At 59.0% G+C, this 20425-nt stretch carries 17 protein-coding genes; 1 reads left to right on the plus strand and 16 read right to left on the minus strand.

What is annotated here, in order from left to right:
* Positions 1-43 precede the first annotated feature (43 nt).
* The 15 genes from FBZ99_RS01945 to pcsA all read right to left on the minus strand — a co-directional run bounded on the left by FBZ99_RS01945 (position 44) and on the right by pcsA (position 18026).
* Positions 44-1531 carry an esterase-like activity of phytase family protein gene (locus tag FBZ99_RS01945; protein ID WP_233788714.1) on the minus strand — a complete coding sequence of 496 codons (1488 nt, stop codon included), beginning with the start codon at positions 1529-1531 and terminating at the stop codon, positions 44-46.
* Between the two features lie 237 nt (positions 1532-1768).
* Positions 1769-2470, minus strand: coding sequence for a DUF502 domain-containing protein (locus tag FBZ99_RS01950; protein WP_113333759.1), 702 nt, complete (start codon positions 2468-2470; stop codon positions 1769-1771).
* A 177-nt stretch (positions 2471-2647) separates the two neighbouring features.
* Positions 2648-4474 (minus strand): glutamine--fructose-6-phosphate transaminase (isomerizing), encoded by a 1827-nt coding sequence (gene glmS, locus FBZ99_RS01955; RefSeq protein ID WP_113352553.1) that lies wholly within the window; start codon positions 4472-4474, stop codon positions 2648-2650.
* 113 nt (positions 4475-4587) lie between these two features.
* A complete protein-coding gene (gene glmU, locus FBZ99_RS01960) occupies positions 4588-5949 on the minus strand; it encodes a bifunctional UDP-N-acetylglucosamine diphosphorylase/glucosamine-1-phosphate N-acetyltransferase GlmU (protein ID WP_113389611.1) in 1362 nt (453 codons plus the stop codon).
* 102 nt (positions 5950-6051) lie between these two features.
* Positions 6052-6798: a FadR/GntR family transcriptional regulator gene (locus FBZ99_RS01965; protein ID WP_069612144.1), complete on the minus strand. Its 747-nt coding sequence runs from the start codon at positions 6796-6798 to the stop codon at positions 6052-6054.
* Between the two features lie 16 nt (positions 6799-6814).
* The gene (yjfF, locus tag FBZ99_RS01970; protein WP_145631257.1) at positions 6815-7783 is read right to left on the minus strand and encodes a galactofuranose ABC transporter, permease protein YjfF; all 969 of its coding nucleotides are present in this window, start codon (positions 7781-7783) and stop codon (positions 6815-6817) included.
* The gene (locus FBZ99_RS01975) at positions 7780-8808 is read right to left on the minus strand and encodes an ABC transporter permease (protein WP_113389610.1); all 1029 of its coding nucleotides are present in this window, start codon (positions 8806-8808) and stop codon (positions 7780-7782) included. Before FBZ99_RS01975 ends, yjfF begins: the two co-directional genes overlap by 4 nt.
* A complete protein-coding gene (ytfR, locus tag FBZ99_RS01980; RefSeq protein ID WP_113352557.1) occupies positions 8805-10328 on the minus strand; it encodes a galactofuranose ABC transporter, ATP-binding protein YtfR in 1524 nt (507 codons plus the stop codon). Before ytfR ends, FBZ99_RS01975 begins: the two co-directional genes overlap by 4 nt.
* Positions 10329-10459: 131 nt before the next feature.
* Entirely contained in the window at positions 10460-11422 is a 963-nt protein-coding gene (ytfQ, locus tag FBZ99_RS01985) for a galactofuranose ABC transporter, galactofuranose-binding protein YtfQ (RefSeq protein ID WP_069612140.1), read from the minus strand.
* 144 nt (positions 11423-11566) lie between these two features.
* On the minus strand, positions 11567-12643 hold the full coding sequence (locus FBZ99_RS01990; protein ID WP_069612139.1) for a BMP family ABC transporter substrate-binding protein: 1077 nt from the start codon (positions 12641-12643) through the stop codon (positions 11567-11569).
* Positions 12644-12696: 53 nt separating this feature from the next.
* On the minus strand, positions 12697-13617 hold the full coding sequence (locus FBZ99_RS01995; protein WP_113352558.1) for an ABC transporter permease: 921 nt from the start codon (positions 13615-13617) through the stop codon (positions 12697-12699).
* The gene (locus FBZ99_RS02000) at positions 13614-14699 is read right to left on the minus strand and encodes an ABC transporter permease (RefSeq protein WP_069612137.1); all 1086 of its coding nucleotides are present in this window, start codon (positions 14697-14699) and stop codon (positions 13614-13616) included. Before FBZ99_RS02000 ends, FBZ99_RS01995 begins: the two co-directional genes overlap by 4 nt.
* Positions 14689-16263, minus strand: coding sequence for an ABC transporter ATP-binding protein (locus tag FBZ99_RS02005; protein ID WP_113333753.1), 1575 nt, complete (start codon positions 16261-16263; stop codon positions 14689-14691). Before FBZ99_RS02005 ends, FBZ99_RS02000 begins: the two co-directional genes overlap by 11 nt.
* 41 nt (positions 16264-16304) lie before the next feature.
* Entirely contained in the window at positions 16305-17288 is a 984-nt protein-coding gene (locus FBZ99_RS02010) for a quinone oxidoreductase family protein (RefSeq protein WP_113352559.1), read from the minus strand.
* Positions 17289-17300: 12 nt separating this feature from the next.
* On the minus strand, positions 17301-18026 hold the full coding sequence (pcsA, locus tag FBZ99_RS02015) for a phosphatidylcholine synthase (RefSeq protein ID WP_113352560.1): 726 nt from the start codon (positions 18024-18026) through the stop codon (positions 17301-17303).
* A gap of 212 nt (positions 18027-18238) precedes the next feature.
* On the opposite strand from pcsA, the gene FBZ99_RS02020 reads away from it, so the two are divergent.
* Positions 18239-19441 (plus strand): UbiH/UbiF family hydroxylase, encoded by a 1203-nt coding sequence (locus FBZ99_RS02020; RefSeq protein ID WP_113352561.1) that lies wholly within the window; start codon positions 18239-18241, stop codon positions 19439-19441.
* On the opposite strand, the gene FBZ99_RS02025 is transcribed toward FBZ99_RS02020, so the two are convergent.
* A complete protein-coding gene (locus tag FBZ99_RS02025; protein WP_113352562.1) occupies positions 19418-20380 on the minus strand; it encodes an AEC family transporter in 963 nt (320 codons plus the stop codon). The genes FBZ99_RS02020 and FBZ99_RS02025 overlap by 24 nt on opposite strands.
* Positions 20381-20425 lie beyond the last annotated feature (45 nt).

The raw sequence follows: 20425 nt of genomic DNA on the forward strand, positions 1-20425 counted from the left end.
CGGATGGACGCGTTAGCCGCGTCCATCCCTGTCTCTCACGACATTACTTTGCGGCGAGGCCGGGAATGGTGACCTGGAACACCTGGAACATGGTGTCGACATCGGCACCGCTTTCATCCTTGTAGGCGGCTCCGACCTGGAAACCGTCCTGGGTGATGAAGTCGTTATCATTGGCAACGAACAGGAAGTAGTCGTCGGGCAGCTTCGGATCCTGAACGCTGACGATCGACATGGCCTCCCACTTTTCCGAGAGGTTGTTACGGTCGTTCGGCGCGCCATTGTGCAGACCGAAGCGCGCAAGATCGGCGCTGTCGTTGATGTCGATGAACTGGCTGACGACAGCCGGCTTGACGGAGGGATCAAGAACGCCCTTTGGCGCGACAGCCGTGTCGCCGTCGAACTTGCCGCCGGCAATATCGGTGGCAGCGGACACATCGACGGCAACGATGCTACGATAGAGCGACTTATCGCCCTTCTGGCCATAACCATTGTTGCTGTCGCGCGCCAGCATCAGGAAGCTTGTCGGTGAGAGTGCCACGATTTCGCTTTGCGCGGCGACGGCCGTCTTGCCCTTTTCATTGGTAAAGACAGGCAAAGGCACGACATATTCGTGCACCAGTTTCAGATGGTCGAGATCGGCGGCATCATAGACCAGGGCGCGTGTATTCTGCCTGGTAGAGCTGGAATCGCCACCGTCCTGGCGGGTCGCGGACTGAAGCACGACAATCAGGAACTTGCCGTCCGGCGTCAGGGACATCCCCTCGAAGCCCTGATTATTTTGGCGCCCGCTGGTCGGATCCTTCGGATCGGGCGCGGCTTCACCGGGACCGGGATTGTTCGAGGAAAAATTCACGGCGCCGTGGCGCATTGGCAGATACGCGGCCGGCGGTGCCGTGGCCGAGATCATGCGCCCGTCTGCCGAGAAGCGATAGATGTAAGGACCGTATTCGTCACTGATGAACATCGAACCGTCGGGCAGCCGAGCAATAGCTTCGTTATCGAGCGAGATCTTGCCGTTCGGTGCCTGCGGCAAAAGCGGCATACCGCTTTCTGCCTGGCGAACGCCGTTGGCGGGGTCGAGGCCGGTGGTTTCGTTGCCCTTGTTGTCTTTCAAAAGCAGAGTATCCGCGAGCTTGGCCTCGACGCCCGACTGTTCCTGGCCGGCCGGCGGCGTCGCGCCGGGAGCGACCGGAGTCAGCTTGATATCGATGGTGTTGAGACGTCCGCGATAATCGGTGGTGCCGGCGACATTATAGCCGCGGTCCGGCAGCAGCCAGAGCGAACCCTTATAGGTGCCGTCGGCATTGCGGACCCAGCTCTTGGTGTCGATCGACATTCCCGAACCGGAACCGAAGGTCTCGCCGAACTTGTCGCGCAGATTGGCGGGGATACGACCGACCGCGACACGTCCCTTGTTGACGAGCGTCACGCCCTGGACTGCGATGGAATTATCAGCAAGCGCCGCGACTGGTGCGGAAAAAACAAATGCTGCCAGCGCGGCCGACAACAGCGGCAAGCTCTTCGAATGCATATATTTCAAGACAATATCCTCCAGTGAAAATATGTATGGAGACAATGAGATCCATCTCCGACCCGCTCTCAAGCCGCGTCGAAAAACAACAGCCGGGGTCGAAACTCCGAATGTTCGATGATGAGATGCATCCGATTGCCTGTCCCGTAGGACGATCTAAGGCGTCAATATGATAGAGACATGACAGCTCGCGTGATACGCGAGGCCAGGCAACCTACGACAGGAACGGGAGCGTTTCTAAGTCAGCGATTTTATCGGAACGGGCCTGGGCAGCCCCTTCGCCGCGATGAGCTCTTCCTTGTATTCGGGCGATACAAGTCCGCCCGAGATCAGCAGTTTGGCGCCATCCTCCGGGCTCATGTCGAGCACCGTGATCTTTTCGCGTGGAACGAAAACCAGAAAGCCGGCCGTGGGCACAGGTGTCGGCGGCAGAAAGACCGCCACCATGTCCTGACCCATGGCATTGAATTTCGAAGCAATCTCACCCTTGGCATCGGTCGATATGAATACCATGGACCAGAGGCCTGGGCTTGGATATTCGATCAGCCCGACCTTCTTGAAGGATGTGCCCTGCTCTTTCAACACAGTCTCGAAGATCTGTTTGACGCTCTTATAGATGGTCCGCACCAGCGGCACGCGGTTGACGATCGACTCCCCGAAGCGGACGATGCTCTGGCCAATCAGGTTCTTGGCGAGGAAACCAACGATCGTGATGAAGATCATCGCGATCACCAGGCCGGTCCCCGGAACGGCGAAGTTCAGATAGCTTTCAGGATCGTAGCGCGCGGGAATATAGGGGCGAACCCAGCTATCGGCCCAATGAACGACGGACCAGGTCAGCCACAGGGTAATGGCGATCGGGGCGCAGATAATCAGGCCGGCCAGGAAATTGTTTCTGATCCGCGTGGTTACGGACATTTTGATGAGTTTTTCAGTCATTCGCCGCTCGAAAACTCCGTTCCGCCGCCTACTGCTACCCGGCAAATCCTCCCCACCATCTCAGAATGGGAATCGTGCCAGAAATCAGTGCGGCATACAACCCGCCAGCTGCGTCCGCGAGCCGAACAAACGTCCGGCTCACGATGACGTGACGGCAAATGCGGGACGGAAGTTGTCCTATTCCACGGTGACCGATTTAGCGAGATTGCGCGGCTGATCGACGTCCGTGCCCATGAAGACGGCCGTATGATAGGCAAGCAATTGAATCGGCAGCGAGAATATGATCGGGGCGATGATCTCGTCGACGACGGGCAAGGTGATGGTCGCCATGGTCGGCAATGTCGAGGCTGCCGCACCAAGCTCATCCGTGATGAAGATGATTCGGCCGCCGCGTGCTGCCACTTCCTGCATGTTGGAAACGGTCTTGTCAAAGAAGCGGTCATGCGGAGCAATGACGATGACGGGCATATTCTCGTCGATCAGCGCGATCGGCCCGTGCTTCAATTCGCCGGCCGCATAGCCCTCTGCGTGGATATAAGAGATTTCCTTCAGCTTCAGCGCGCCTTCCATGGCGAGCGGGAAGCTGGTGCCGCGACCGAGATAGAGCACATCCTTGAACTTCGAGATTTCGCGCGACAGGCTTTCCATCTGCGGCTGGATGATATTCAGCACATTCGCCATGATACGCGGCATCTCGACGAGATGGCGCACCATTTCCTGTTCATCCTTGGCGCTGACCGTGCCGCGAGCAACGCCCGCTCCGATCGCGAGCGATGCGAGAACCGCAAGCTGGCAGGTGAAAGCCTTCGTCGAGGCGACGCCGATCTCGGGACCAGCCAGGATCGGAAACACCGCGTCGGACTCACGCGCGATGGTCGATTCCCTGACGTTGACCACGGCGCCGATCTTCAGGCCGTTGTCCCGGCAATAGCGCAGCGAAGCCAAGGTATCCGCGGTCTCGCCGGATTGGGAAATGAACAGCGCCGCTTGCGACGGCGACAACGGCATTTCGCGATAGCGGAATTCTGAGGCCACATCGATTTCGACCGGAAGACGCGCATAGCGCTCGAACCAGTATTTGCCGATCAGGCCGGCAAGATAGGCGGTGCCGCAAGCCGAAATTGCAAGGCCGGACACGCCGCCGAAATCTATGGCCGAGACATCCGGGCGCACGCGATGGCTGGCGAAATCGATATAGTGGCTGAGCGCATGGGAAATGACTTCCGGCTGCTCGTAGATTTCCTTTTCCATGAAGTGGCGATGATTGCCCTTATCGACCACATAGGCGGTCGCTTGGGAAATCTGCCGCGGCCGGCTCACTTCCTTGCCGCTGAAATCGAGAATGGTCGCGCCGGCATGGCTAACGATGGCGCAGTCACCATCGACGAGATAGGTGATTTCGTTGGTGAAAGGCGCAAGTGCGATGGCATCCGAGCCGAGGAACATCTCGCCCTTGCCGTAGCCGACCGCAAGTGGCGGGCCAGAACGCGCCGCCATCAGCGTGCCGGGATCGTTTTGAAACATCACGGCCAATGCATAGGCGCCCGTCACACGGTTCAGCATTTTCAGCATGGCCGAACGTGCGTCCAGGCCTTCGCGAACGTATTTCGCCAATAGATGAGCGACAACTTCCGTATCCGTTTGCGAGGCAAATTCCTGGCCTTCGGCCTTCAGTTCTTCGCGCAGCTCGGAGAAGTTCTCGATAATGCCATTGTGGACGACAGCAACACCTTCGACGAAATGCGGATGGGCATTGGTTTCATTCGGAACGCCGTGGGTTGCCCAACGCGTATGTGCAATGCCGGTCGTGCCGGGCAAAGGATCCGACTCGAGGCGCTTTTCCAGATTGAACAGCTTTCCCTCCGCGCGGCGGCGATCCATCACGCCGTCGTGGATCGTCGCAACTCCCGCCGAATCATAGCCGCGGTACTCGAGCCGCCGCAGCGCGTCCACCAAGCGCTCCGCCACAGGCTTCGTTCCGACGATCCCCACAATACCGCACATACAGCTCTCCGTCTGGCCTCAGATATGAGGGCAAGTCCTAATCATTCCTGCGATTTTCTCAATTGCCGTCACGGTCACTTTCGATTTCTGACCGTTACGTCGACACGCGAGTTTTAGTGGCCGCCCTTCTTCGCTGCCTTGATGGCAAGAGCTCGCTCGCGGATTGCCTTGGCTCGCTCTGGCTTTACTTCCTGGCGAGCCCGGCCAAAAGCCAGCGCGTCGGCCGGAACATCATCGGTGATGACACTGCCGGAAGCAATATATGCGCCGTCGCCGATGCGGATGGGCGCGACCAGCGATGAGTTGGAACCGACGAAAGCATTGGCGCCAATATGCGTCTCATGTTTGTTGACCCCATCATAGTTGCAGGTAATCGTGCCAGCGCCGATATTGCTGCCGGCGCCGATCGTCGCATCGCCGATGTAGGTCAGGTGATTGACCTTGGCACCCTCGCCGATCTTGCCGTTCTTGACCTCGCAGAAATTGCCGACCTTGGCACCGCCGGCGAGATCCGCGCCCGGACGCAGCCGCGCAAAGGGCCCAACCGTCGCGCCGGCGCTGACATGGGCGCCCTCAATATGCGAGAAGGCATGGATGACCGCGCCGCCGTCGATCACCGCACCGGGACCGAAGACGACATTCGGTTCGATCAACGCATCCTGGCCGATCACGGTGTCATAGGCGAGGAACACGGTTTCTGGCGCCACCATGGTCACGCCCGACAGCATAAGCTCCTGCCGGCGCCGCTCCTGCCAGAGGCGCTCGATAAAGGCGAGCTCGGCCCGGTTGTTGCAGCCGGTCATTTCAACCTCGGGCGCATCGACCGCAACGGCGCGGCCGCCCAGCGAGCGGGCGATCTCGACGAGATCGGTGAGATAATATTCGCCCTTGGCATTGTTGTTGTCGATGCGGTCAAGAAGCTCCAGCGCCTTGCGGCCATTGATCGCCATCAGCCCGCTATTGCACCACTTTATCGCCAGTTCGGCATCGGTGGCGTCCTTGGCTTCTCGAATGGCGATCAGTTCGCCATCCTTGACCAGCAAGCGGCCATAGACGTTAGGATGCTCCGTATGAAAGCCGATGACGACGATGTCATTGCCATCGGCCAGTCCCTGGCGGGCCGCACGAAGCGGCACATCGGTCAGCAGAGGGACGTCTCCATAGGCAACGATAATATCATCATATCCGCGGGCAATCGCCTCGCGCGCCGCCAACACGGCATGGCCCGTGCCGAGCCGCTCCTTCTGCAGATAGGATTCGACGGCAATATCGCCAATCGATGCTGCCGCGCTGACCTCATCCGCATCGCGCCCGACCACCAGAGCCGCCGCTGAAATCCCGGTCCTGGCGATCGCCTCCATGACATGAGCGATCATCGGACGCCCAGCAATCGGGTGCAGGACCTTCGACATCGACGACTTCATGCGGGTACTGTCGCCGGCGGCGAGGATGATGGCGAGGCAGCTGCGTTCCATTTCAAGCTCCGAGATATACGGTCAAGCGCCGCCCGGGGGCCGGGCGACTCCCCTCATATCAACAAGTCGAGCGATGAACCACGGCGAAATTGAAGGCGACCTTCAGGCTTCGGCAAGGGCCTCGAAAGCTTCGAGAACATGTTGGCGCCCATCGATGATCACAAATTCCATCGCCTTATGGGCCGAAAGGCCGTCACGCGCCGCTATCGCGTCCACTATGGCCATATGCGTATCCGCAATATTGGCGAAGCCATTGGTTGAAGGCGGTGCGCTCATGCGGAACATGCCGACGAGTGCGGCTTCGATAAGTCCGCCCAGCGATCGCATGAATGGGTTCTGCGAAGCCTCCGTAATTGCCAGGTGGAAATGCAGATCGGCGACCGCGAGGCTATCGGAGGTATGATGCGGCGCTGCCATGGCAGCGGCAAGACTGCGGAGCAGTTCGATGTCCTCTCGACTGGCCCTTTCCGCCACGAGGCTTGCGGCAAAAGGCTCGAATGCCATGCGTATATCGTAAAGATGGAGAAGGAACTCCTTGTTGACGCCGCTTTCGAAATGCCAGTTGAGCACCTCGTTGTCGAACATGTTCCAATGGATCTTCTCGGTGACGCGCGTGCCGACGCGCGCACGCGGCACCACAAGCCCCTTTGCGGCCAAAGTCTTCATACTCTCACGCAGGACCGTGCGCGATACCTTGAATCGTTGCAGAAGCTCGCTGTCGCCAGGAAGAATGCTTCCGATCGGAAACGCGCCGGAGACGATCGCCTTGCCCAGCTCATCGACCACCTGAGCGTGGCTCGTGCGCGATTTTCCCTCTGATTTTCCGGTCTCAAGCAATCGGTCGCGCAAGCGCTCTGTCCCTCCCTCAGGCATATCGTCGATTCAAGCGGGAAAGCAGCAGGAGACCCTTCTGCATCAGAATAAAGGCAAACAGCAACAAGCCGATCAATATCTTCGTCCACCAGCTGGAAAGCGTTCCATCGAAGGTGATGTAGGTCTGAATCAAGCCCTGTATGAGAATTCCGATGAGTGTTCCTCCGACGAACCCCGCTCCTCCCGTCAGCAGTGTTCCGCCTATAACCACGGCAGCGATCGCATCGAGTTCGACGCCGACTGTAGCAAGCGAATATCCCGCCGAGGTATAAATGGAAAAAACGATTCCGGATAGACCGGCGAGAAAGCCGGACAGAGCGTAGATCTGGATCGTCGTTCTTCCCACGGGCACGCCCATCAGTTCCGCGGTCTGCGCCCCCCCACCCAGCGCGTAGACATTGGCACCGAAACGGGTGCGATGCGCCAGCACGATGCCGCCGGCAAAGACGAGTAGCATGAGACTGCCGATCAAGGTCAGCCGGCCGCCGCCGGGCATCAGCCAATAGAGATCGTTGAGCTGAGAGTAGAAATCATGCTCTATCGGAATGCTGTCGATCGACATCACGAAGGCGATGCCCCGCGCCAGGAACATGCCGGCCAGCGTCACGATAAAGGGCGGCATGCTGAGATAGTGGATGATGGCGCCCATGCCGGCGCCAAAAATTGTCGTGATCACGAGGACCAGAGCGAAAGCGATCAAGGGATGGATCGTGGTATCGCGAAGGACGATCGCCAGGAACACGCCGGTAAAGGCAATGACCGATCCGATGGACAGATCAATTCCGCCGGAGATGATGACGAATGTCATGCCGACAGCTGCGATACCGAGAAAGGCATTATCGGTCAAAAGGTTGCCGATCACGCGTGTCGACAGCATGTTGGGATACTGTGTCACGCAGCCGGCATAAGCCAGAATGAAGATGACGATGGTCGCAAGCAGCGGGAGATATTTCGAATTCACTTTGCCTGCTCCTTTTGCACCATCTGCCCCTCGGCGCGCCGGCGCCAGAAGAATGCAGTTGCAGACTGCATGGCGGGGGATTGGATGACCAGAATGACGATGACGATGATCGCCTTGATCACCAGATTGAACTCCGGCGGAAAGCCGGAGAGCAGGATGCCCGTATTGACCGATTGAATGATCATCGCGCCGATCAGCGAACCGACGATGCTGAAACGGCCGCCAAGCAGCGAATTGCCACCAACCACGACCGCAAGGATCGCATCCAGCTCAAGCCACAGACCGGCATTGTTGGCGTCCGCACCCTTGATATCGGCCGTGACGATGATGCCGGCGATGGAGGCACAAAGGCCGCTCAATGCGTAAACAGCGATGAGCAGGACCGGGGTCCGGATACCGGACAAGGTGCTTGCCCGGCGATTGATGCCAATGGCTTCGACCAGCATTCCGAGAGCTGTGCGCCGCACCAGAGCAATCACCAGAAGCGCAGCGACAAGCCAGATCACGACAGGCATCGGCAGGGCGGCGAAGGAGCCGCTGCCAAGGAAGATCAGCCCGTCATTGTTGAAGGTGAGGATCGCGCCTTCAGTGATCAATTGCGCGATGCCGCGGCCCGCCACCATCAGCACCAGCGTCGCGATGATGGGCTGGATATCGAGTACAGCGACGAGGAATCCGTTCCAGAGGCCACATGCCAGACCGATGCCGATCGTCAAGAGCAGCGTATAGGAAAGCGAGTAGCCGGCAACAATCGAGGAAGCCGCGACAGCGCCGCAAATCGCGATGACCGCCCCGACGGACAGATCGATCCCTTTCGTGGCGATGACCAGCGTCATGCCGATGGCGAGCAGCGCTACCGGCGCACCACGATTGAGTACGTCTACCAAGCTCCCGTAGAGTCTTCCGTTCTGAACTTCCAGATGAAAGAAATGCGGGAACATGATGAAATTCAACAGAAGAATAACCGCGAGTGCAATGAACTGAGGCATCAGCCGAAGCAAGGAGGTTTTGATTGGCGAGCTCATGCGTCCTCCCGCGTCTTTTGAGCCGTGGCGATAGCCTCGACGATATTTCCGGCCGTTATCTCACTGCCGGTCAACTCAGCAATATGTTCGCGGTCGCGCAGGACGATGACTCGCGAACTATAGGCGACAAGCTCCTCGAGTTCGGATGAAATGACCACCAGGGACATTCCCTGCCGGCAAAGATCCTCGATCAATCGGATGATTTCCGCATGGGCACCGACATCGATGCCGCGCGTCGGTTCATCCAGGATGAGGAAGCTCGGATTGGTTGCCAGCCAGCGGGCAAGTATGGCTTTCTGCTGGTTACCGCCTGAAAGGAGCCTGATCGGCTTTTCCCGGTCGGTCGTGCGGATATCCAACGCCTTGATATAGCGATCGGCGATGGCGTTCTGCTCGCTGCGCGGCAATGGCCTTGCCCAGCCCCGCCTTGCCTGCAGCGCCATGACGATATTCTCGCGAATGGAGAGATCACCGATAATCCCATCGGTCTTGCGATCTTCCGGGCAAAAGCCGAAGCCGCTCTTGATCGCGGCGCGCGGACTGGAAAGTGCAATGGGCTTGCCTTCGATCTTCGCCTCGCCGCTGTCGGCGCGCTCAACGCCGAAGAGCACTTCGGCGGTCTCCGTCCGCCCCGAGCCGAGCAGGCCGGCAATGCCGACCACTTCGCCGACGCGCACCTCCATGTCGAACGGCTTGATCTTGCCGCGCTTGCCGAAATTCGTGAAGTGATATTTGATCGGGCCGCTTTCCGTCTCGCTCTGCTTGATCGTGCTTTCAGTCTCGGCGAGTTCGCGGCCAAGCATCATGGCGATCAGGGTCTGCCGCGGAAGACCGTCCGCCTCGCGCGTGCCGACCAGCCGGCCGTTGCGGAGAACGGTGATGCGATCGCAGATTTCGTAAACCTGCTCCAGGAAATGCGTAATGAAGACAATTCCGAGCCCGCGCTGTTTCAATCGCCTGACGACACCGAACAGCATCTCGACTTCATGCGTATCCAGGCTCGCAGTGGGCTCATCGAGAATGAGCACCTTGCCAGAGAGATCGACCGCGCGGGCGATAGCGATCACCTGCTGTATGGCAACCGAAAAGCGATCGAGCTGGCGGCTGACATCGATATCCAAGCCATATTGTGACAGCAGATCTCTCGCCATCTTGTTCAGGACGCGGCTGGTGACCATACCGAACCGCCGCGGCTGACGACCCAGAAACAGATTTTCCGCCACGCTCAGATTGGGCAGCAGGTTCACTTCCTGGTAGACCGTTCCAATACCGAGCTTCTGAGCGGCAAGCGTATCATGCGGATCGATCTCGGCCCCGTCGAGAACCAGAGTGCCCGCATCGCGGCGATAGGCGCCGGTCATGCATTTGATCAAGGTCGATTTTCCGGCACCGTTTTCGCCGAGAAGCGCATGGACCTCGCCACGCATCAATGTGAAATCGACATGATCGAGAGCGGTCGAACCAGGGAAATATTTACAAAAACCTGTCGCCGTCAGAAGTCGCTCTACGTCGTGAGCCATGAAGCGCGAATTTCCTTGGAATGAATCAAATTGCGAAAGCGATAGCCGGCGCATTCTACGGGTGCGCCGGCATCTTGCACACGATATCGCACCGGCGCGGCATTGCCGATTCGGTGCGATGGGCTTTCGTCTTAGTAGCCGAGGTCCTTCTTCTGCTCGTAGACCTTCTGCGGATCATCGGCCTGCGTGTAGAGCTTGGATTCCGTCTGGATCCACTTCGGCGGCTCTTTCTTGGTCTTCAGGTAGGCATCGAGTGCATCGAAGGCCGGACCAGCCATGTTCGGCGTCAGCTCCACGGTTGCGTTGGCTTCACCGGCAGCCATGGCCTTGAAGAGATCCGGAACCGAATCGATCGACACGGTCAGGATGTCCTTGCCCGGCTTCAGGCCGGCTTCCTTGATCGCCTGAATGGCGCCGACGGCCATATCGTCGTTGTGAGCGTAGAGCGCGCAGATATCCTTGCCGCCGTTTTCAGCCTTCAGGAAGCTTTCCATGACTTCCTTGCCCTTGGCGCGGGTGAAGTCGCCGGTCTGGCTGCGAACGATCTTCAGGTTATCGTGGCCCTTGATGGCTTCCTCGAAGCCCTTCTTACGGGCGATGGCCGGCGAGGAACCGGTCGTGCCCTGCAACTCGACGATGTTGCACTTCTTGTCGCCGACTGTCTTCACGAGCCAGTCGCCGGCAACCTTGCCTTCATGAACCAGGTCAGACGTGACAGCCGTCAGATAAAGGTCCTTCGGCGCGGCGACCGTGCGGTCAAGCAGAATGACCGGGATCTTTGCTTCCTTGGCTTCCTTCAGAACGGCATCCCAGCCGGTTTCGACGACGGGCGCCAGCAGGATCGCATCGACACCCTGTGCGATGAACGAACGGATCGCCTTGATCTGGTTTTCCTGCTTCTGCTGCGCGTCAGCGAATTTCAGGTCGATGCCGCGCTTCTTGGCTTCCTGTTTGGTCAACGTGGTCTCAGCCGCGCGCCAGCCAGACTCCGAACCAATTTGCGAGAAGCCGACAACCAGGTCTTTAGCCGACGCCGACGTAAACATGCAGGCAGCGAGAATCGTAGCACTAACGAGTGCGGTCTTAAACTTCATGATTATCTCCCAAAGGCCATCTCCTCAGGCCCGCCGTCAAAAAATCATATAGTAATACTTTTGTAAATCGACATTCGATGATGCAGCGCAACAAAAAAGGGCGCCTGAGGCACCCTTTTCTCAACTTTAACTATTCGATGGAGCTTACTTCGAAGCCGGCAGCTTGTCGTCCACGCCTTCGATGTAGAAATTCATGCCGAGCAGCGTGCCGTCGTCAGCCTTTTCGCCGGCCTTGAGCCAGGGCGTGCCGTCCTGCTTGTTGATCGGACCGGTGAAGGGAGCCAGCTCGCCGGACTTGATCTTGGCTTCGGTTTCCTGGGCCATCTTCTTCACGTCGTCGGGCATGTTCGTATAGTCGGCCATCTTCAGGATACCGTCCTTGAGGCCGTCCCAGCTCTGTTCGGACTTCCAGGTGCCGTCGAGCAGTGCGTGAACGCGCTTGGAGTAGTAGTTGCCCCAGGTGTCGACAATCGCCGTCAGCTGTGCCTTCGGGCCAGCCTTGATCATGTCGGAGGCCTGGCCGAAAGCATGGATGCCGCGCTCTTCAGCCACCTGCATCGGCGCCGTCGTATCGGTGTGCTGCGTCAGGATATCGACGCCCTGGTCGACCATGGCCTTGGCGGCGTCAGCTTCCTTGCCCGGGTCGAACCAGGTGTTGACCCATACGACCTTCAGCTTGAAGCTCGGGTCGATCGAGCGGGCGCCCTGTTCGAAGGAGTTGATGCCCATCACGACTTCCGGAATCGGGAAGGACGCGATGTAGGCGGCACCATGGTTCTTCGACATCTTGGCGGCGATCTGACCGAGGATATAGCGGCCTTCATAGAAGCGCGAGTTGTAGGTCGCGAGATTCGGACCGCTCTTGAAGCCGGTCGCATGCTCGAACTTCACTTTCGGGAACTTGGCGGCAACCTTGACGGTCGCATCCATGAAGCCGAACGAGGTGGAGAAGATCAGCGAGCAGCCGGAGCGGGCGAGACGCTCGATGGCGCGCTCGGCGTCCGGGCCTTCCGGTACGTTTTCGAGATAAGGCGTCTCGATCTTGTTGCCGAATTCCTTCTGGATCTGCTGACGGCCGAGATCATGCGCCTGCGAATAGCCGCCGTCCGTGTGCGAACCGACATAGACGAAGCAGACCTTGGTCGGTGCTGCTTCTGCAGCGGCAGCGAAACCAACGATGGCTGCCGCTGTCGTTGTGAGGGCGAGTGCTAGTTTTTTCATGGTTACCCCTACTGGTTTGACATGTTTTGCAGAAATCGGTCCGGCCGTTGCAATCAACGCTCCGGAACGAAGGCCTTGCCGAGCGACGCTGGCGTGTTGATCAAGGTCGCGCGGCGATTTTGAGAGATGATGACGAGAACCACAATAGTCGACGCATAGGGCAGCATCGACAGGAATTGCGAGGGAATGCCGACGCCGAAGCCCTGCGCATGGAACTGCAGGATCGTTACGGCGCCGAAGAGATAACCGCCGGCCAGAACACGCATCGGCCGCCAGGAGGCGAAGACGACGAGCGCCAGCGTCACCCAACCGCGGCCGGCCGACATGTTCTCCACCCATTGCGGCGTATAGACGAGCGAGAGCTGCGCGCCGGCAAGCCCGGCGCAGGCACCGCCGAACATGACAGCGAGATAGCGCGTGCGGATGACGTCGATCCCGAGCGCATGGGCGGAGCCATGGCTGTCGCCGACGGCACGCAGTTTCAGGCCGGCGCGACTGCGGAAGAGGAACCAATTCACGCCGATCAGAAGCGCGATTGAGAGGTAGAAGGTCAGATCCTGCTTGAACAGCACCGAGCCGATCAGCGGAATATCCGACAGGAACGGGAAGACGATCTCGTGCAGCTGGACGCCAGGCACGCTGACATAGCCTTCACCGATCATGCCGGAAAGGCCGAGCCCCAGGATGGTCAGCGCCAGACCGGTCGCCACCTGGTTCGTCACCAGCGTCAGAGTGAGGAAGCCGAACAGCAGCGAGAAGAGCGCACCGGCAATGATACCGGTCAGCAGGCCGACATAGGGCGATCCGCTCATCTGCGCGCCGACAAAAGCGGCGACGGCGCCGATAATCATCATGCCTTCGACGCCGAGGTTGAGGACGCCCGAGCGCTCCACCACCAATTCGCCGAGGCCAGCGATAACGAGCGGCGTCGATGCGGTGATGATCGTCAGGAGGATTGCTTCGAAAACGCTCATGCCGCACCTCCACGGACCCGCGACCAGATCACACGGATTTTGTAATAGATCAACGTGTCGCAGGAGAGCACGAAAAATAGCAAGAGGCCCTGGAAAACGCTGGCCGCCTTGGCTGATATCCCCGGCGATAATTGCGCGGCTTCACCACCGAGATAGGTCAGCGCCAGCACCAGACCGGAAAGGATGGCTCCGAGCGGATTGAGGCGCGCAAGAAAGGCGACGATGATGGCGGTGAAACCGTAACCCGGCGAGATCGCCGGTTGCAGATGGCCGATGGAACCGGAAACTTCGGATATGCCGGCCAATCCCGAGAGCGCCCCCGAAACGAGAAAGGCGAACCAAACCATTTTCCGCGAGGAAAAGCCGGCAAAGCGCCCTGCCCGCGCCGACTGGCCGAGCACGCTTATCTCAAAGCCTTTCAGCGTATATTTCATAACGAACCAGGCAAGGATCGCCGCGATAACGGCAAAGACGATGCCCCAATGCGCGCGCCCGGAATCCTCCCAGATTGCCGGCAGGACGGCTTCCGGCGGAAAATCGATGCTCTGCGGGAAATTATGGCCCTGCGGATCGCGCCACGGCCCGCGCGACAACCAATCGAGGAACAGTTGCGCAATATAGACAAGCATCAGGCTCGTCAGGATCTCATTGGTATTGAAATGCGCCTTCAGAAGCGCCGGAATGGCGGCATAGAGCGCGCCACCGATGGCGCCGGCGATCAGCATCAAAGGCAGGATCATCGGCGAATGCCAATCAGTGAAGACGATCGGGATGAAGGAGCCGGCGATCGCGCCCATCGTGAACTGGCCTTCGGCACCGATATTCCAATTGTTGGAACGGTAGCAGAGGCAAAGGCCGACGGCGATCAGGATCAGCGGCCCGGCCTTGATCGCCAATTCGTGCAGCGACCACACTTCCAGCAGAGGCTCGACAAAGAAAGCATCGAGCGCCTCGACGGGATCCTTGCCCATGACGGCGAACATGATGGTGCCGGCGATCAGCGCCAATGCGAGGGCAAGCAGAGGTGAAAGCAAACCGAACAGTTTCGAGACCTGCGGGCGCTTTTCAAGTTCAATGCGCATGTGCAGGCTCCGAATGCGTTTTCGATTCATGCAGCCCGCCCATCAGCAGGCCAATCTTTTCGCGCGTCAACTCGCCGGCGGGATAGGACGGTGACAGCCGCCCTTCCGAAATGACGGCAATATCGGTCGCGACTTCGAAAATCTCATCCAGATCCTGGCTGATGACGAGCACGGCCGAGCCATCGCGAGCGAGATCGACCAGCGCCTGGCGGATGCGGCTTGCGGCGCCGGCATCGACACCCCAAGTCGGCTGGTTGACGACGAGCACGCTCGGCTGACGATCCAATTCGCGGCCGACGATGAACTTCTGCAGATTGCCGCCGGACAGCGCGCCGGCAGCCGGATCCTCGCCGCTCTTGCGCACATCCATAGCCTCGCAGATGCGCTTCGTCGCCTGCTTGACCGCGCCGTGCCTGATGACGTTGAAGAAGCCACCACCCAGAAACGACTTGCGGTCCGACTGATGCCTGGCGAGCACGAGGTTATCCGACAGCTTCAATGCGGATACCGCAGCATGGCCGTGGCGTTCCTCCGGCACGAAACCGGCGCCGATCAGTCGGCGCGCATTAATGCCCTTGGTGCCGACGGACTTGCCGCGCAATTGGACGAGATCGTCCGCTGCGACCGTGTATTCGCCGGAAATGACATCGAACAATTCGCCCTGGCCGTTGCCGGCAACCCCGGCAATCGCCAGGATCTCGCCGGCGCGCACACGCAGGGAAACGTCCTTCAGTGCCATGGCAAACGGGGTTCGTGCCGGTGCCGAAAGACCGGCAATCTCCAGGAGAATATCTCCCTTCGCACCGAGGCCCTCGTGCTGCACGCTGGCGACATCGTTGCCGACCATCATACGAGCGAGCGAACCGGTCGTTTCCTGCCGCGGATCGCAGGCGCCCGTAACTTTGCCGTGGCGCAGGACAGTAGCGCGCGAACAGATGCGCTGCACCTCCTCCAGCCGATGGCTGATGTAGAGCACCGAGCGTCCCTCGTCTCTCAACTTAAACAGGGTCTCGAAGAGACGATCGGCTTCCTGCGGTGTCAAAACGGAAGTGGGCTCGTCAAGAATGATCAGTTTGGGATTTTGCAGAAGCGCCCGCACAATCTCGATGCGCTGGCGTTCGCCAACCGAAAGATCGGCGACATGCGCATTCGGATCGAGCGGCAATCCATAAGCGTGAGAGAGCTTTGCGGCTTCCTCGGAAATTCTTGCAAGCGGGATATTGCTGTCGAGCGAGAGCGCTATATTTTCGGCGACAGTCAGCGCTTCGAACAAAGAAAAATGCTGGAATACCATGCCGATGCCGAGCTTGCGCGCAGTGCCCGGCGCGTCTATCGACACAGGTTGCCCTTGCCAGACGATCTGTCCATGCGACGGTTCGAGCACGCCGAACAGCATCTTGACAAGCGTGGATTTGCCGGCGCCGTTTTCGCCTAAAAGGGCGTGAATTTCGCCTGGCTGGATTTCAAGATCGATTTCGTTGCAAGCAGTAAAACTGCCGAACAGTTTCGTCAGTTTGCGAACCGACAATAGTGCACCGGTTGCCGGCGCATCGGATGACGACACGTTCCCCTCATTTCCTTCCCACCGTCCTGCCCTTTACGGATCTATGGGATCAGTAGTGTAGTTCCACTCGTTTTCCTGGCTTCCAAATCCGCATGCGCGCGCCCTGCATCAACAAGCGGATAAGTTTGATGAATATTGATACGCACTTTGCTGCTTTGCACAACAGCAAATAACGCCTTTGCACTGGCTCTCAACTCCTCAGCTGTGCCGACATAGGCAAAAAGGCTTGGCCGCGTGGCAAAGAGCGAGCCTTTCTGATTGAGGATGGCAAGATTGAAATTCTCGATCGGGCCGGAAGACTGGCCGAAGGTGACCCACATCCCGCGCGGCTTCAGACAATCGAGTGACCGCGGGAAAGTATCCTTGCCCACCGAGTCATAGACGACATCGACACCCTTGCCTCCGGTAATCTCGCGGACACGCTCGGCAAAATTCTCTTCGCTGTAGTCGATGACGTGGTCGTAGCCGTGCGCCAGCGCTAATTCGACCTTTTCGGCGGAACCGGCAGTGCCGATGACGGTTTCGGCGCCGAGGGCCTTAGCCCATTGGCCGGCAATCAGGCCTACACCGCCTGCAGCCGCATGAAACAACAGCGTCGTTCCAGGACCAACCTTGAAGGTGCGGTTCAGCAGATACTCGGCCGTCATGCCCTTCAGCATCATCGATGCCGCGGTTTCAAGCGGAATATCATCGGGCACTTTGACCAGATGCCGGGTCTCGATGTTGCGTTCGATGCTGTAGGCGCCATCGCTGCCGGCATAGGCAACGCGATCGCCGACGGCAAAATCGGTTACCCCAGGCCCGACTTCGGTGATCGTCCCCGCAGCTTCCTTACCGAGCGGCAACGGAAATTGAGGTGCCTTATAGAGGCCGGAGCGAAAGTAGACATCGATGAAGTTGAGGCCGATCGCAGCGTGACGAAGCTGCACCTCACCCGCGCCGGGAGGTGGCAAATCCACCTCCTCCAGCTTCATGACCTCCGGACCGCCATTTTCATGAATACGGATAGCCTTGGTCTTCTTCATGATGCACAATCCTTACTGACGTCCGAGGGACGGGAAAAACTGCAGCACGGCACCGATGCAATAAAGATAAGTCCCGCTGACGATGAACAGGACAACCGCCCATTGCGGCATGACGAAATGCATCAGCAGCGAATAGATGCCAAGCGCCGACCAGAAGAGAAATATGCCAAGGTTCAGCGGCCGCAAGCGCTTGACGCGCACCGGATGCAGAAAATTGATCGGCAGGAAGGTCAGGACGACGGAAACACCGACGAGGATCATGGCTGTCGTTGCACTGGCGCCGATGACGAAAAGGGTGAAGATCACCATGTTCCAGACCACCGGAAAGCCGGAGAAGAAATATTCGTCCGTCTTCATGCCCGTATCGGCGTAATAAATGGCGCTGGAAACGACGATCATGCCAGCGGCGACGAACGACCAAGGCTCGCCGATCATGCCGCTCTCATAGAGCGCGAAGGCAGGCAGGAGCACGTAGGTCACGTAATCGATGATATTGTCTAGTGTGTCGCCGGACCAGTTGGGTAGCACCTCCTTGACGCGGACCTTGCGCGCAATCGGTCCGTCTATGCCATCGACCAGCAGCGCCAGGCCAAGCCACCAGAACATATCGACGAAGCGATGTTCCGACGCCGCGACGACACCGAGAAAGGCGAGAAACGATCCGGATGCCGTCAGTATATGAACGGAGAACGCACGCATCTCCGCATAAGGCACCCGCTTGTAATTGAAGATTTTCATCCGCCCCACGACTCGTCAGCTTATTCACCTGCCCCGGCAGGCGGTTTTTCTTGCTAATATGCATCCTTTGGTCGGCATCGCCAGCGCAAAAGCGTTCATTGCGGCACGCTAGCGCGACTTACTGTCATTTTCACCCGTTGCGATGTTTCATCCCATGGATTTCAACAGGCTAAGCGCTTATTTTCAGAACCAAAGGCAATTGAGGCATCGATATGAAGCAGATTGAAGTGGCCGTTATCGGCGGTGGACTCGCCGGCATGATCACGGCTTTCGCGCTGGCACGCGGCGGAAGATCCGTCGCCCTTGTCGCGGCGCCGCACAACAAGGCCGACAAGCGGACGACGGCGCTGATGGATCAGTCGATCCGCTTTCTGGAACGCCTGACGCTGTGGGACAGGATCGCACCCTCAGCCGCGCCGCTGACGACGATGCGCATCATAGACGGCACATCGCGACTGTTGCGGGCGCCGACCGTCTCGTTCCGATCGTCCGAAATCGGCCTGGATGCCTTCGGCTACAATATTCCGAATGCCGTGTTGCTCGACAATCTCAGCCAAGCCATCGAAGCGGAAGGCAATGTCAGCCGCATCGAGGCCACGGCTTCCGAGACCACCTTCGGCGATGATGGCGTATCGATCACCCTCGACAATGGCGATTCGATCGATGCGGCATTCGTCGTCGGCGCGGACGGCCGCAATTCGATGGTGCGAGAGACGCTCGGAATCAAGACCAAGGGCTGGTCCTATCCGCAATCGGCAATGGTTCTGAATTTTTCGCATAGCCTGTCGCATCAGAACATCTCCACGGAATTCCATACCGAAAGCGGTCCGTTTACGCAGGTGCCTCTGCCCGGCCGGCGCTCCAGCCTCGTCTGGGTTCAGAAGCCGGCCGAAGCGGCAGCCAACGCAGAGAAGTCGCTCGAAGAACTCGGCCGGCTGGTCGAGGAGCGGATGCAATCGATGCTCGGCCAGGTCACGATCGAGGACAGCGTGCAGGTCTGGCCCCTTTCAGGCATGACAGCCTATCGCTTCGGCAAGGGCCGCGTAGCGCTGATCGGCGAAGCAGCCCACGTCTTCCCCCCAATCGGCGCGCAAGGCCTCAATCTCAGCCTTCGCGATATCCTGGCGCTGACAGATATTCTCTGCACGCGGGGGGACCAGCCGATCCCGGCCACATCGGGCGATAGTTTCGACCGCAAGAGACGTGCTGACATCATCAGCCGCACGGCAAGCGTCGATCTTCTCAATCGTTCGCTGCTGTCGGACTTCCTGCCGGTACAGATGCTGCGCGCGGCAGGCCTGCATGTGCTTTCGGCCATTGCTCCGCTGCGCAACATCGTCATGCGCGAGGGTATCGAACCGGGTGGCGGCCTGCGCAACTTTTCGTCGGCATTACGGGAAAAGCTGCGCCGGTAAGGTGCCGGACTTTATCAGATAGAGCACCAGCGAAACCGTCACCACGGAACAGGCCGTGGTGATCAGGATGGTAGCGGAGGCCCGCTCCTGCCAGACACCATATTGCTGGCCGATGACGAAGACGTTCGTTGCCGTCGGCAACGCCGCCAGCAATACGGCCGCCTCGATCCAGATCGGATCGAAGCCGCCGACAGCTTGCAGGACGACATAGACGACCAATGGATGCAGGATGAGCTTTGCCGGCACGATATAGCCGATCTCGACTGGAACCCGCTTCAGCGGACGCAGCGCGAGCGTTACCCCCATGGCAAATAGTGCACAAGGTGCAGCCGCTTGTGCGAGATAATTGACAAATCGCTCGAAGGCGATCGGTTGGTGCAGCGATAACGCAGCCACGACAAAACCCAGCGCTGTCGACAGGATGAAAGGGTGCAGCAGTACCTTCCGGGCGATATCGGCAGCAACGCGCCATGGCGATCGCTTGTCGCCGCCTTCCAGCGCCATCAGGGCAGGCGCGACAATGAAATGCAGTGCGTTTTCAAAGCACACGATCAGCGCTACCGGAACCGCGGCCCGTTCGCCGAGCGCCAGTAGCGCAAGCCCCGGCCCCATGTAGCCGATATTGCCATAGGCGCCGGCAAAGGCCTGGATAGTGCTGTCGGCAAGCGAATTGCGGCGCAGGAAGTGGCCGATCAGGAACAGCAGCAGGAAAATCGAGTAAGTCGCGGCGATATCGGTGGCGATGAAGTCGATCCGAGTCAGCTGTTCGATCGGCGTCTGCGAAACGAGCCTGAAGAACAGCGCCGGCAATGCTGCGTAGATAATGAACGTGTTCAGCCAGCCGAGCGCTTCTGCCGGCTGCTTCGTAATGCGCGCGGCAACGTAACCGATCAGGATCAAGCCGAAGAAGGGCAGCAGCAGACCAACAATATCAGCCATGGGTGTCAGCCATCGAGCATGTTCCACTTGCCGGGAAAAAGGCGG

Source organism: Rhizobium sp. ERR 1071 (assembly GCF_007828675.1).
Classification (GTDB): domain Bacteria; phylum Pseudomonadota; class Alphaproteobacteria; order Rhizobiales; family Rhizobiaceae; genus Rhizobium; species Rhizobium dioscoreae.